13 protein-coding genes are annotated in these 12,897 nt (G+C 69.7%); 1 reads left to right on the top strand and 12 read right to left on the bottom strand.

From position 1 onward, the window contains the following. Positions 1-29: 29 nt before the first annotated feature. The 4 genes from F9288_RS04560 to F9288_RS04545 are packed head-to-tail and all read right to left on the bottom strand — an operon-like array spanning position 30 to position 3,151. On the bottom strand, positions 30-1,016 hold the full coding sequence (locus F9288_RS04560; RefSeq protein ID WP_174835537.1) for a DUF2891 domain-containing protein: 987 nt from the start codon (positions 1,014-1,016) through the stop codon (positions 30-32). Next, the gene (locus F9288_RS04555) at positions 1,013-1,975 is read right to left on the bottom strand and encodes a DUF979 domain-containing protein (RefSeq protein WP_174835536.1); all 963 of its coding nucleotides are present in this window, start codon (positions 1,973-1,975) and stop codon (positions 1,013-1,015) included. Before F9288_RS04555 ends, F9288_RS04560 begins: the two co-directional genes overlap by 4 nt. Continuing rightward, complete coding sequence (locus F9288_RS04550) at positions 1,972-2,637, bottom strand: DUF969 domain-containing protein (protein WP_174835535.1); 666 nt, start codon at positions 2,635-2,637, stop codon at positions 1,972-1,974. Before F9288_RS04550 ends, F9288_RS04555 begins: the two co-directional genes overlap by 4 nt. Positions 2,638-2,650: 13 nt before the next feature. After that, positions 2,651-3,151: a winged helix DNA-binding protein gene (locus tag F9288_RS04545; RefSeq protein WP_174835534.1), complete on the bottom strand. Its 501-nt coding sequence runs from the start codon at positions 3,149-3,151 to the stop codon at positions 2,651-2,653. A gap of 108 nt (positions 3,152-3,259) precedes the next feature. Here F9288_RS04545 and F9288_RS04540 point away from each other — a divergent pair, with 108 nt between their 5' ends. Next, positions 3,260-6,826: a hydantoinase B/oxoprolinase family protein gene (locus tag F9288_RS04540; RefSeq protein WP_174835533.1), complete on the top strand. Its 3,567-nt coding sequence runs from the start codon at positions 3,260-3,262 to the stop codon at positions 6,824-6,826. Positions 6,827-6,830: 4 nt separating this feature from the next. Here F9288_RS04540 and F9288_RS04535 read toward each other — a convergent pair whose 3' ends face one another. The 8 genes from F9288_RS04535 to F9288_RS04500 form a co-directional block, all read right to left on the bottom strand. Beyond that, positions 6,831-7,400 carry an HNH endonuclease gene (locus F9288_RS04535; RefSeq protein ID WP_174835532.1) on the bottom strand — a complete coding sequence of 190 codons (570 nt, stop codon included), beginning with the start codon at positions 7,398-7,400 and terminating at the stop codon, positions 6,831-6,833. Positions 7,401-7,564: 164 nt separating this feature from the next. Next, positions 7,565-7,990 (bottom strand): flagellar protein FliS, encoded by a 426-nt coding sequence (locus F9288_RS04530; protein WP_368076206.1) that lies wholly within the window; start codon positions 7,988-7,990, stop codon positions 7,565-7,567. Further along, complete coding sequence (fliD, locus tag F9288_RS04525; protein WP_174835531.1) at positions 7,966-9,492, bottom strand: flagellar filament capping protein FliD; 1,527 nt, start codon at positions 9,490-9,492, stop codon at positions 7,966-7,968. The genes F9288_RS04530 and fliD overlap by 25 nt, the downstream gene beginning before the upstream one ends. 34 nt (positions 9,493-9,526) lie before the next feature. Beyond that, on the bottom strand, positions 9,527-10,657 hold the full coding sequence (locus F9288_RS04520; RefSeq protein WP_174835530.1) for a flagellar biosynthesis protein FlhB: 1,131 nt from the start codon (positions 10,655-10,657) through the stop codon (positions 9,527-9,529). After that, complete coding sequence (gene fliR / locus F9288_RS04515) at positions 10,657-11,430, bottom strand: flagellar biosynthetic protein FliR (RefSeq protein ID WP_174835529.1); 774 nt, start codon at positions 11,428-11,430, stop codon at positions 10,657-10,659. Before fliR ends, F9288_RS04520 begins: the two co-directional genes overlap by 1 nt. Before the next feature lie 3 nt (positions 11,431-11,433). After that, positions 11,434-11,706, bottom strand: a complete 273-nt coding sequence (fliQ, locus tag F9288_RS04510) for a flagellar biosynthesis protein FliQ (RefSeq protein ID WP_174835528.1) — start codon at positions 11,704-11,706, stop codon at positions 11,434-11,436. Between the two features lie 33 nt (positions 11,707-11,739). Then, entirely contained in the window at positions 11,740-12,630 is an 891-nt protein-coding gene (gene fliP, locus F9288_RS04505; protein ID WP_254621075.1) for a flagellar type III secretion system pore protein FliP, read from the bottom strand. Further along, entirely contained in the window at positions 12,627-12,896 is a 270-nt protein-coding gene (locus tag F9288_RS04500; protein ID WP_174835527.1) for a flagellar biosynthetic protein FliO, read from the bottom strand. The genes fliP and F9288_RS04500 overlap by 4 nt, the downstream gene beginning before the upstream one ends. Between the last annotated feature and the right edge of the window lies 1 nt (position 12,897).

The raw sequence follows: 12,897 nt of genomic DNA, 5'->3' as shown, positions 1-12,897 counted from the left end.
GACGCGCGAGGCGGCTTTTGCCGCCAGTTTCAGCCGGTCAGCGCGAGCAGCGCGAAGCTCGCCAGCCAATGCTCGCCCATGTAATCGCCCGCCACCTCGTCCAGCGCGGCGGCGAGGTGACGGTCGGCGGCGTCGCGCAGGTTCGCCGGCTGGTCGCTCGCGTCGGCGATGGCGCGGAACGCCCAGGCGCGGCTGAGGTTGAGGCCGTCGAGATGCGCGATCTTGCCGTCGCTGCGGTCGCTGACGATCGCGGGGCTGAACAGCGTCGCCGGCTCGCGCGCGGCGAGGCGCGGGAGGAAGCCGGCTAGCCACGCGCGGAAGTCGCCCGGCGGCATCAGCGCGGCCATCGCGCTCGCCTCCATCAGCGTCGGCGAGAGGAAGTCGTCGCCGCCCGGTTCCCAGCCTTGCGCATCGCGATCCGCGCCGAACCAGTCGCGTGCCCGGTCCGCGAGCAACGCGCGCAGCGAGGCGTCGCCCGTCACTTCCGCATAACGAGCCGCCAGCACCAGCGCGAAAGCGGTGTTGGCATGCGTCCCGGCGCGCACCGGATAGGTGAGCAGCGGCAGGAAATCGTGAAAGCGCCGCACGAAGGCTTCGGCGAGTGGCCGCAACGTCGCCTCGTGCGGCGAGCCGCCCAGCCGCAGCTCCGCCGCGAGCATCAGCAGCCACGCCCAGCCATAGGGCCGCTCGAACCCGCGCGCGGCCGGGCGATCGAGATAGGCGCGCTCGGCCTCCACCTTCGCGGGCGTGAAGGCGTCGGCGAACAGCGCGTCGGTCCGCGCCGCCTCGGGCAGATCGGGGAACAGCCGCCGCACCCGCGCGAGCAGCCAGTATCCGTGGACGCAGCTATGCCAGTCGAAGCTGCCGAAGAAGATCGAATGGACCGCGCGCGGCGTATAGATATCGCCGTCGCCGGTCATCACATGGTCCGCCTTGTGCGGGTATTCGCGCGCGACATGGCCGAGCGCGATGCGCGCGAACTGGCCGGCGCGGTCGGCGGTGAGATCATGGGTCATCGATGGGTTCCGGGCAGGACGAAGATCGTCAGGATCGCGATATTGACGGCGAGGAGCACCAGCGCGGTCGGTATCTGCACGCGGATCACGCCGTGCTTGTCGCGCAATTCCAGCGCGGCGACGGGCACGATGTTGAAGTTCGCCGCCATCGGCGTCATCAGCGTGCCGCAGAAGCCGGAGAGCATCCCCAGCGCCGCCACCGGCGCGGGATCGCCGCCGAACTGGTGAATGATGAAGGGCAGGCCGATCCCCGCCGTCATGATCGGAAAGGCGGCGAAGGCGTTGCCCATCACGATCGTGAACAGCGCCATGCCGAGGCAATAGGCGACCGCCGCGATTGCCGGCGTGTCGAGCGGCATCACGCTGGTGACGCCCGCCGCGATCCACTTGCCGACATTGGCGACGGCGAAGATCCCGCCGAGCGCGGCGAGCATCTGCGGCAGGATCATCGTCCAGCCGATCGCATCGGTCAGCCGCCGCGCCTCCGCCGCCGGCGCGGCGCGCGGCGCGCGGGTCAGGCGGATCGCGAAGCCGAGCGCGACGATCGCCCCGGCGGCGAGCGAGACGAGCGTCACCTGCTTCGGATCGATCAGCGCATGGCCGGCGACCTTGCCGTCCGGAAGCAGCAACGTGCCGGCCAGCGTCACCACCGGGATGCACAAGGCGGGAAGGAACAGCCGCGATCCCAGCCGCCGGGCGCTCGCCGCGCGCTCCGCATCGCTGGTGGTGGGGACCGCCGCGGGCCTGAGGCCGGCGGTGGCGAGCGCGACCAGCGCCAGCACGATCACCCCGTTCGCCACATCGGGCAGCCACGGCCCGGCGATCAGGCTGGCGGCGAACAGCGCCCAGAAGCTCGCGCTGCGCCACCAGCCCGGCGTGGTGCGATGCGCGGCGTGGTGGACCGCCACCGCCGCCGGCAGCAGCCCCGCGACCGCGCCGATCGCGTCCAGCCCGATCACGCGGCGCGCTTCCTCAGCCGGCGATCGAGCAGCAGCAGCCGCGCGCCGTGGATCAGGAAGGCCGAGATCGCGGTCGGGATCGCCCAGATCGCGACATGCAGCGGCGCGACGACGATGCCGTTCTGCTCCAGCACCGCGCGGATCAGCAGGATCGAGCCGATCGCGATGAATACGTCCTCGCCGAAGAACAGCCCGATATTGTCGACGGCGGCGGCATTGGCGCGGATCAGCTCACGCGTGTCCCCATCGGGCGCCTCGCCATCGCGCTCGGCCGCGCCCTCCGCCATTGGCGCGACGATCGGCCGCACCATCTGCACATGCCCGCCGAGCGAGGTGAGGCCGAGCGACGCGGTGAGTTGGCGTAGCGCGAGATAGCCGAGCAGCACGCGCCCGGTGGTCGCCCCGCGCAGCCGCCGCACCAGCGCCCGCGCATGATCGCGCAGCCCGGCGCGCTCCAGCAGCCCGATCGTCGGCAGCGCCAGCCACGCCACCGCGAGGAAGCGCCCGTCGACGAATGCCTTGCCGATCATGCCGATCACCTCGACCGGCCCGTGCCCAGCGGCCATCGCGCTGGCGAACGCGGCGAGCGTCACCACCAGCAGCGGATTGACCCCCAGCGCGAAGCCGACGACGATGATCGCGATCCCGGACAGGACCAGCATCGCCTTCCCTTTCCTAGAGCGTAGCGGCGGCGCGTGCCGCCTGGTTGTACTGGCCCGAGATGCGCCGCAGCAGATCGGCTGCGTCGGATAGCGCGGCGTCCCCCGGCCCTTCCGCCGCCACCGCGTCGGCGAGCAGCCGCTCGCGAACCTCGCGATAGGCGTCGCAGAACACCACCCCCGCCTCGGTCGCGACGACAAGCTTCTCCTTGCCCAGCCGCCGCGTCTCCACGAAGCGCGCCTTTTCCAGCTTGCGGATCGCATAGGTGGCGAGGTGCGTATCCTCGATATCGAGGACGAGCGTGATGTCGCCGAGCCGCTTCGGCCGGTCGCGATGGCGGACGGTGTGGAGGATTAGCACCTCGATCGGCGAGAGCGGCGCGCCCGCCGCCAGCGCGCAGCGCGCGAGCCAGCGCTGATAGGCGGTCGCGGCGAGGGTGAGGCTGAACTCCAGCTCCGACAAGGCGGGCGCCGCGCCATCGGCCAGATGCGCCGAGGAAACGATCGCGCGCTTCATATCGCCTTCCCCTTCTCCTGAGCCCGGTCGAAGTTTGCGCGTCGAATCCGACTTGTCAACGATTGATGATCGTATCATTGATAATTTATCGATAAATTGGAGGTTTCGGTGGGCTGGCAGTTCTGGATCGATCGGGGCGGCACCTTCACCGATATCGTCGCCCGCGCGCCGGACGGCACGCTCTCCACCTCGAAGCTGCTGAGCGAGAATCCTGAACGCTATGACGATGCCGCGATCGCCGGCATCCGCGCGGCGCTGGGCGTGGCGGATGACGCGGCGCTTCCGGCTGCGCTGATCGATCAGGTCAAGATGGGCACCACCGTCGCCACCAACGCGCTGCTGGAGCGTAAGGGGGCGCGGACGCTGCTGGTGGTCGACCGGGGCTTCGCGGACCTGCTGACGATCGGCAATCAGGCGCGGCCCCGCCTGTTCGACCTCGCGATCCGCCTGCCCGCGCCGCTGCACGAAGCGGTGGAGGAGATCGGCGGGCGGATCGACGCGGCGGGCAACACGCTCGTCCCGCTCGATGAGGAGGCGGTGCGCGCGATGCTCGCCCGCCGCCGCGCCGAGGGGATCGAGGCGGTGGCGATCGCGCTCGCCCATGCCTGGGCTTTCCCCGAAACCGAACGCCGTGTGGCGGCGCTGGCGCGCGAGGCGGGCTTCGCGCAGGTTTCGGCGAGCCACGGGGTCAGCCCGCTCACCGGCCTCGTCGCGCGCGGGCGGACGAGCGTGGTGGATGCCTATCTCTCCCCCGTGCTGCGCCGCTATGTCGACACGGTGGCGAGCGCGCTGGGCGACACGCCGCTCGCCTTCATGCAGTCGAACGGCGGGCTGGCCGACGCGCGCGCCTTTCAGGGCAAGGACGCGATCCTCTCTGGCCCGGCGGGCGGCGTGGTCGCGGCGGCGCGGACGGCGGAGGCGGCGGGGTTCGATCGCGTGATCGGCTTCGACATGGGTGGAACGTCCACCGACGTGATGCTCTACGCCGGCCGCTTCGAGCGCGCCTTCGACACCGAGGTGGCGGGCGTCGAGCTGCGCGTGCCGATGATGGCGATCGAGACGGTCGCGGCGGGCGGCGGATCGATCCTACATTTCGACGGCGCGCGCTATCGCGTCGGGCCGGACAGCGCGGGCGCGAGCCCCGGCCCCGCCTGCTATCGGCGTGGCGGCCCGCTCACGGTCACCGACGCCAATGTGATGACGGGCAAGATCCAGCCGGATCACTTCCCCGCGATCTTCGGGCCTGACGGCAACCTCCCGCTCGATCGCGCGGCGGTGGAGGCGCGCTTCGCCGCGCTGGCCGACGAGATCGCCGCCGCCACCGGCCGCCCGCAGGAGCCGCGCGACGTGGCGGAGGGTTTCCTGACGATCGCGGTCGCCAACATGGCCGCCGCGATCAAGCGCGTCGTGCTGGAGCGCGGCGAGGACGCCACGCGCTTCGTGCTGCAATGTTTCGGCGGCGCGGGCGGGCAGCACGCCTGCAAGGTCGCGGAGACCCTGGGGATGCGCACCGTGCTGATCCATCCCTTCGCGGGCGTGCTCTCCGCCTATGGCATGGGGCTGGCGGACCAGTCGGCGATGCGCCAGCGCTCGCTCGAACGCGCGCTGGACGAAGCGGCGCTGGCGGAGATCGACGCGCTGGCGGAAACGCTCGGCGAAGAGGCCGCGCGCGAGGTGGGCGGCGATGCGCGGCGCGAGACGAGCGTCAACCTGCGTTACGCGGGCACCGACACCGCGCTCCCCGCCCCTGTCGGTACACTGACGGAAATGCGCGCGGCGTTCGAGGCGGCGCACCGCGCGCGCTTCGGCTTCGTCAGCCCCGACCGCGCGATCGTCGCGGAGAGCGTGGTGGTGGAGGCGATCCTGCCCGGCACGCCCGTCGCCATGCCGCCGCTGGCCCCGCGCCAGGGCCCGCTCCCCGCGCCGCTGGAGACGATCGCGCTATGGAGCGATGGGCGTGCGCATCAGGCTCCTGTCCACGACCGCGACGCCTTGCGCCCCGGCGACCGCATCGCCGGCCCCGCGCTGATCCGCGAGGCGATCGCCACCACATTGGTCGAACCCGGCTGGCGGCTGGAGGTGGGGGGGCAGGGCGAGTTGATCCTCCACCACGAAAGCGCCGCGCGTCTCGCCACGGACGATCCTTCGGTGGCTGATCCGGTGCAGCTCGAACTGTTCAACGCGCAGTTCATGGGCATCGCGGACCGGATGGGCGTGGTGCTGCGCAACACCTCCAGCAGCGTCAACATGAAGGAGCGGCTCGATTTCTCCTGCGCCTTGTTCGACGCCGCCGGCAACCTGATCGCCAATGCGCCGCACGTCCCGGTCCATCTTGGCGCGATGGGGGAGAGCGTGCGCGCGGTGATCGCCGGCCGGGGCGGCACGCTCAGGCCCGGCGACGCGGTGGCGCTCAACAATCCGTTCAATGGCGGCACGCACCTGCCGGACGTGACGGTGATCTCTCCGGTGTTCGACGAGGCGGGGAAGCACATCCGCTTCTTCGTCGCCAATCGCGGGCACCATGCCGATATCGGCGGCCTCACCCCCGGCTCCACCCCGCCGGATTCGCGCACGCTGGAGGACGAGGGCGTCGTCATCGACGATTTCCTGCTGGTCGAGGGCGGGGAGATGCGCGAGGCCGAGTTCCGCGCCCTGCTCGCAAGCGCGCGCTGGCCGGCGCGCAGCCCGGACGTGAACGTCGCGGACATCAAGGCGCAGCTCGCCGCCAACGAGACCGGCATCGCCGAGTTGCGCGCGCTGGTGGAAGCGCGCGGCTGGCCGATGGTCTCCGCCTATATGGGCCATGTGATGGCCAATGCGGAGGAGAGCATCCGCCGCGTCATCACCCGCCTGTCGGATGGTGGCTTCGACTATCCGATGGATGACGGCGCGCGGATCGCGGTGACGGTGACGGTCGATCACGCCGCCCGCGCCGCGACGATCGACTTCACCGGCACCAGTCCCGCCAGCACGGGCAATTTCAACGCGCCCCCGGCGGTGACGCGCGCGGTGGTGCTCTACGCCTTCCGCTGCCTCGTCGGCGAGGATCTGCCGCTCAACGAGGGCTGCCTCGCGCCGCTGACGATCATCCTGCCGGAGGGGAGCTTCCTTTCGCCGCCGCCCGGCAGCGCGGTGGTGGCGGGCAATACCGAGGTGAGCCAGGCGGTATGCAACGCGCTGCTCGGCGCGCTCGGCGCGGAGGCGGCCTCACAGGGGACGATGAACAACTTCCTGTTCGGCAACGACCGCTTCCAATATTATGAGACGATCTGCGGCGGTTCGGGCGCCGGCCCCGATTTCGACGGCGCGAGCGCGGTGCACACGCACATGACCAACACGCGCATCACCGATCCGGAGATATTGGAGATGCGCTATCCGGTGCGGCTAGACACGTTCGCGATCCGGCGCGGCTCGGGCGGCGCGGGGCGGCATCGCGGCGGCCACGGCGTGGTCCGCGCGATCACCGCGCTGGAGCCGATGACCGCCACGATCGTCGCCTCGCGCCGCGTGATCGCCCCCTTCGGCCTGGCCGGCGGCGGCGACGGCGCGCCCGGCCGGCAATGGGTGGAGCGCCACGGCGGCGAGCGCGAGATGCTCGGTGGCCGCGATCAGGCGGCGCTGGCGGCGGGCGACCGCTTCGTGATCGAGACGCCCGGCGGCGGGGGATTTGGCTGAGGTGTCACGCCTCCAGCTCGACGTCCCAATAGAGCCAGTCGTGCCACGTCTCGTGCAGGTAATTGGGCGGGAAGCGGCGGCCGTGCTCCTGCAGATGCCAGCTCGTCGGGCGGATCGGCTCGATATGCAGCGGCATCTTCGCCTCCCCCGGCGTGCGGCCGCCCTTGCGCAGGTTGCACGGCGCGCAGGCGGTGACGACATTCTCCCATGTCGTCCGCCCGCCATAAGCACGCGGCACGACATGATCGAACGTCAGGTCGCGATGCGTCGAGCCGCAATATTGGCAGGCGAACCTGTCGCGCAGGAACAGGTTGAAGCGGGTGAAGGCCGGGAATTGCGACGGCCGCACATATTGCTTGAGCGCGATCACCGAGGGCAGCCTGATCGACCGGGTCGGGCTGCGCACCTCGCGCTCGTAGTGTGCGACGATATCGACGCGATCGAGGAACACCGCCTTCACCGCCGTCTGCCACGGCCAGATCGAGAGCGGGTAATAGGAAAGCGGCGTGTAATCGGCGTTCAGGACGAGCGTCGGGCAACTGTCCGGATGGCGGATCAGATCGGGATGGAACAAGCCGGTGTTCCTTTCGATACCGTGTCGCGCCGCCCTTACGACGCGGCCGATGACCGCATGATGACAGAGGGCGAATCACGCGGTCAAGAGTCGAAAGGGCCGGAATCCGCGAGTCGCGGGGCGAACGGTTGATCGCGAGGGCCGGGCGGCGGTGCCCCCCGAAATTACGCCGCGCGCGCCTGTGCCCAGGCGGCGGCGATCTCGGCGAGATTGTCGGCGACCATGCGAAACGGCGCGCCGTCCTGCCCGATGCTGGCGCGGATCACCTCGCCGCGCGCGCCGGCGTAGAGCCGCGCGAGCGTCGTCGAGACCTCGCCGCCTTTCTCGAAATCGAGATTGGCCTCCAGCGCGAACAGGATCGCGATGGCGCGCGTCACGCGCTCGCTCCTGGTCTCCTGCTGGCCGCGCTCGGCCGCCCAGGCGGCGACGCGCAGCGCCTGGATCAATTCCTCGTAGAGCAGCGACACCAGCGCCGGGCCGTCCGCGTTGGCGGTGCGCCCGGCAAGGTCGATCTCGCGATAGGTCTGCGCCGGATTGCGCAGCAGCGCGCTCGCATAGGCCATCGTCAGTTGCTGCCCGACTTGGTCCACATGCTGATCTGCTGCGTCATATACGCCTGGGTCGACTTGTACGCGGCGACCTTCGCGTTCATCGCCGCGAACTGCTGCGTCAGCCGGTCGCTCATCTGCTGCTGCTGGGCGGTGAGGTCGTCCTGCTGCGTGGCGATGTCGCCCTGCGCCTTGGTATAGGTGACGGCGGAAGCGCCGAGACCATAGACGGTGCTGATCGCGCTGGCCTTGATCGATTGCATCGCGGCGTTCAACCCATCGGAGCCGATCGTCGCATAGGAGAAGATCGCCTCCACCGCGGCGGGGTTGCTGGTGACCGCGTTGGTCAGCTTGGTCGCATCGACCGAAAGCGAGCCGTCACGATTGGTGGTGACGCCGAGATCGGCGAGCGTGGCGGGCGTGCCCGGCGCTGCGTTCGAGACCAGCGTTTGCGTCGTCAGCCTGCGCAGCGAGCCATAGAGCGCCTGCGCGGCGGAATCGGCGCGCAGGTCGCCGTTGATCGGGTCGATCTGCGTCTTGAGCGCGGCGAACACCTGATTGAAGGTGTCGACGAAATCGTTGACGGCGTTGTTCAGCGCGGTCGTCGGCGTGGTGGACGACAGGGTGACCGGCGTGGACGAGGTGGCGGTCAGGTTGATCTGCAGCCCCTGCACCAGATCGTTGATCGCATTGCTGGTCCGTTCCACCGCCACGCCGTCCAGGGTCAGCTTGGCGTTCTGCGCCGGGCTGGCGATCCGCATCGCCGTACCGGGGCCGACGTTGAACGCGGACAGCGTGCCGTCGTCGTCGGTGGTGGCGGTCAGCGTGAAGGCCTGCGCCGCGCCGCTCGCGCCCTTGAGCGAGAGATAGGCGGAGCCGTCCGCGTCGGTGATGACCGAGGCGGTGACGCCCGCGCCCGCCTTGTTGATCGACGCGGCAAGCTCGTTGAGCGAATTGTTGCTGCTGTCGATCGTGATCGTCGTCGGCGTGCCGCTGCCGGCCGCGAAGGAAGCCATCGAGCCGTCGGCATTATAGGTCGCGGTGCCCAGCGTCAGGGTGAGCTGCCCGGTGCCGACCGCCGCGTTGCGGCTGGCGAGCGCGGTGGTGCTGACCGCCGTCTGCGCGCTGGCGAGCTGGCTCACGGTGATGCTGCCGCTCAGCCCGTCGAGCTTCGCGCCGACCAGCGGCGTCACGCTCACCGCCGCCGGGTTGGAGCTGGCCGGCTGCGAGACGAGCGTGCCGCCCTTGACGAGGCTCTCCAGCGCGCCCGCGAAATCGCTGATCTGGCCCTTGAGCGTCGAAACGTCGGAGATCTTGGTGGTCAGCGCGTCGGATTTGGCCTGGAGCGCGGCGACCTTGGTGGCGAACTGCGCGTTGACCAGCGAGGTGACGAGCGATGAGGTGTCGACGCCGGAGCCGCTGTTGAGCGAGCTCAGGAGCTGCTGCGCGGCGGATGCGTTGACGCTGGCGGTGGTGGCCGCCGCGGTCGTCGATGTCGTCGCCGTCGTGGTCGACGTGCTGCCGGTGCTGCTCGTGGTCGTCATGATGAGTCTCCAAACGACCGGAGCCGGTCGATCTTTACCCCTGTTTCACGCCATTTTCGTCGAACCGGGCGGTCGGCGGCACCTCGATCGCCGGCGGCGCGCGGCCGCCCATCGCGGCATTGAGGTTGAATACGAAGGCCAGCACCGTCGCGATCGCGAGATAGAGGTCGTCGCGGATCTCCTGCCCCTCGCGGCTGGTATAATAGACGGCGCGGGCGAGCTGCGGATATTCCAGCACCGGCACCGCATAGTCGGCCGCCGTCTCGCGGATCGCCAGCGCGGTCGCGCCGCGCCCCTTGGCCACCACCACCGGCACCTGATCCTGCCCGCGATCGTAGCGCAGCGCGACCGCGAAATGCGTCGGGTTGGTCAGCACGACATGCGCCTCCGCCAGCGCCTTCTTCATCGAGCGGGAGAGGATCGCGCGCTGCTTGGCCCGGATCTGGCCCTTCAGCTCGGGGTTGCCCTCGCTTTCCTTGTGCTCGTCCTTCACCTCCTGCTTGGTCATGCGCAGCTTGCCGAGGAGCTGGACGATCTGCACCGGCACGTCGACCATCGCGATCGCGACGAGGCCCAGCGCCATGACGATCAGGATATGCGTCAGCGTGCCGCCCAGCGTCCCCACCGCCGTCTCCACGTCGGAGGAGGCGAGGCCGAACATCGTGCGCGAGGAGGACATCAGCAGCCACGCGCCGACCGATCCGAGCAGCACCACCTTGAGCAGCGACTTGCCCAGCTCGATCCACCCGGTCGGGCCGAAGATGCGCTTGAGGCCGGAGGCCGGGTTGATGCGCGACGCCTTGGGCGCGAGCAGCCCGCCGTTGAAGCCGAACGAGCCGAGCGCCGCCTGGCTCAATATCCCCGCCGCGATGGTGATCGCGAACAGCGAGCCGAGCGCCGGGGCGAGCTGCCATCCGGCCTCCACCAGCGGGCGCCACGGCTGGAAATCCTCCACGTCGCCGCGATCGAAGCGGAAGGCCGCCGCCATCACCGCCTTGCACGCCTTGAGCAGCGACGATCCGAACAGCGCGACCCAGGCGACGCCCGCCAGCACGACCAGCGCGGTGGCGAAGTCGCGGCTCTTGAGCAGCTCGCCGCGTTCGCGCGCGTCCTTGCGACGCTTCTGGGTTGGGGCTTCCGTCCGTTCGCCGAACTGCTCCGCCATCAGCCGAGCACCAGCGAGGAGGTGGCCGCGAGCGCCTCGCGGATCATCACCTGCATGTAATCACCCATCGCGGGAAAGGCGATCGCGAGGCTGACGACGCCGACCGCGAGGCTGGCGGGCAGGCCGACCGCGAACAGGTTGAGCGCCGGCGCGGAGCGCGACAGCATCCCCACCACGAGGTTGAGGCACAAGAGCAGGAAGCCGACCGGCAGCGCCAGCAGCAGGCCGGCGAGGAAGGTGTAGCCGCCGAACATCGCGATGTCGCGCATCTGCCCGGTCGCCAGCCATGCCGCGCCGGGCGGCAGCGCGGTATAGCTCCTGAGGATCATGTCGACGAGGACGAGGTGCCCGTCGAGCGACAGGAACAGCAGGGTCAGCATCACCGACAGGAACTGTCCGATCGCCGGTGACGAGCGGCCCGAATTGGGATCGAGCATGTTGGCGAAGCCGATGCCCATCGATCCGCCGATCACCTCGCCCGCCACCAGCGGCGCGGCGAAGGCGATCTGGAGCACGAAGCCGAGCGCGAGGCCGACCAGCGCCTCCGCCGCGACGGAAAGGAAGGTGGTCACCGCGAAGATCTGCGCCGGCGGCTGGATCGGGTGGCTCGCCAGCACCAGTACGCCGATCGCGCCCGACAGCGCGACGCGCACCGGCAAGGGTACGGACAGGTTGCCGAACACGGGCGCGGCGACGAACGCGCTCCCCACGCGCACCATCACGAAGATGAGCGCCCAGAGCTGCGGCTCGATCGCGAGGCCGAAGCCGAGCATGGATCAGCGCACCAGGTCCGGGATGCGGTTGAAGATGTCGATCGTGAAGTCGCTCAGCAGCCCCATGATCATCCCGCCGAACACCATGATCGATATCGCCACGACGATCAGCTTGGGGACGAAGGTCAGCGTCTGCTCGTTGATCGAGGTCGCCGCCTGGATCATGCCGAAGATCAGGCCGGAGACGAGCGCCGGGATCAGGATCGGGGCGGCGGCGAGCGCCAGCACCCACATCGTCTGGTTCGCGACGGTGAGGAAATAATCTGCGTCAGCCATTGTCGGTCCTTCGCGGCGCCGGCCGGCACCGCCTCATGTGGCGAAACTGTTGGCGAGGCTGCCCATCGTCAGCGCCCAGCCGTCGACGAGGACGAATAGCAGCAGCTTGAACGGCAGCGAGATGATCGACGGCGACAGCATCATCATGCCGAGCGACATGAGCACCGTCGCCACCACCAGGTCGATGACGATGAACGGCAGGAAGATCAGGAAGCCGATCTGGAACGCGGTTTTCAGCTCGCTCGTCACGAAGGCGGGGAGCAGCACCGAATAGGGCACGTCCTTGGGATTGGCGTAGGGGCCGGATTTCGCCATCTCGGCGAACATGGTGAGATCCTTCACCCGCGTCTGCTTGGTCATGAAGGCGTGGAGCGGCTCGCCGGCGGTCCTTATCATGTCCGTGCCGGCCAGCTTGCCGGCGGCATAGGGCTGGATCGCATTGGCGTTGATCTGGTTGATCGCGGGGGCCATCACGAAGAAGGACAGGAACAGCGACAGGCCGATCAGCACCTGGTTGGGCGGCGTCTGCTGCAAACCCAGCGCCTGCCGCAGCAGCGACAGCACGATGATGATCCGCGTGAAGCTGGTCATCATCAGGATGATGCCCGGCAGGATCGTCAGCAGGCCCATGATGATGAGGACCTGCAACGACAGCGAGAGCGAGCCGCTGCCCGTCCGCCCCGACGCCGCGCCGCTGGAAAGCTGGCCAAGCGCGCGATCCACCGCGTCGCCGACGCCCGGCGCCGCCGGGGCGGCGGGTGCGGCCGGCGGCGTCACCTGCGCGAAGGCGGGGAGGGCGATCATCAGCGCCACCGCGATGGCGAGCAGCGCCAGCGCCGCCTTGCCCCATGAGAAGCCGCCGCGCGCCCGCGCGGGCCGCGCGCGGAACAGCATCGGGCCGTCGCCGGTGCGCGTCAGGCTCATGCGATCTCGCCCCGCGCGACGGTCTTGTCGACCAAAGTCACGCCGCCGCGCCCGACCGAGACGAGCAGGCGCGAGCCTTCGAAATCGACCACCGCGAGGCGGACGCTGGGCGAGATCATCATCGTCTCGCGCACCGCGATCATCCGCGTGGGCGACTTGCCGGGCAAGCGGCTCTCCAGCCGCCGCCACAGATAGAGCGAGCCGATCATCAGGCCGCATACGAGCGGCAGCAGGATCACCAGCTTCAGGACATAGGCCCACATCATC

Source organism: Sphingomonas sp. CL5.1, from assembly GCF_013344685.1.
In the GTDB taxonomy this organism is placed as follows: Bacteria; Pseudomonadota; Alphaproteobacteria; order Sphingomonadales; family Sphingomonadaceae; genus Sphingomonas.
Note: the sequence above shows the minus strand (reverse complement) of the source record. Positions and strands in the feature narration are given on the sequence as shown.

What these genes read in the sequence shown, in the direction of transcription:
- fliR (WP_174835529.1), bottom strand. Translation starts at nt 11,430, where the DNA reads ATGCTCGGCTTCGGCCTCGCGATCGAGCCGCAGCTCTGGGCGCTCATC.
- fliQ (WP_174835528.1), bottom strand. Translation starts at nt 11,706, where the DNA reads ATGGCTGACGCAGATTATTTCCTCACCGTCGCGAACCAGACGATGTGG.
- F9288_RS04520 (WP_174835530.1), bottom strand. Translation starts at nt 10,657, where the DNA reads ATGGCGGAGCAGTTCGGCGAACGGACGGAAGCCCCAACCCAGAAGCGT.
- F9288_RS04550 (WP_174835535.1), bottom strand. Translation starts at nt 2,637, where the DNA reads ATGCTGGTCCTGTCCGGGATCGCGATCATCGTCGTCGGCTTCGCGCTG.
- F9288_RS04545 (WP_174835534.1), bottom strand. Translation starts at nt 3,151, where the DNA reads ATGAAGCGCGCGATCGTTTCCTCGGCGCATCTGGCCGATGGCGCGGCG.
- F9288_RS04560 (WP_174835537.1), bottom strand. Translation starts at nt 1,016, where the DNA reads ATGACCCATGATCTCACCGCCGACCGCGCCGGCCAGTTCGCGCGCATC.
- fliP (WP_254621075.1), bottom strand. Translation starts at nt 12,630, where the DNA reads ATGAGCCTGACGCGCACCGGCGACGGCCCGATGCTGTTCCGCGCGCGG.
- F9288_RS04500 (WP_174835527.1), bottom strand. Translation starts at nt 12,896, where the DNA reads ATGATGTGGGCCTATGTCCTGAAGCTGGTGATCCTGCTGCCGCTCGTA.
- fliD (WP_174835531.1), bottom strand. Translation starts at nt 9,492, where the DNA reads ATGACGACCACGAGCAGCACCGGCAGCACGTCGACCACGACGGCGACG.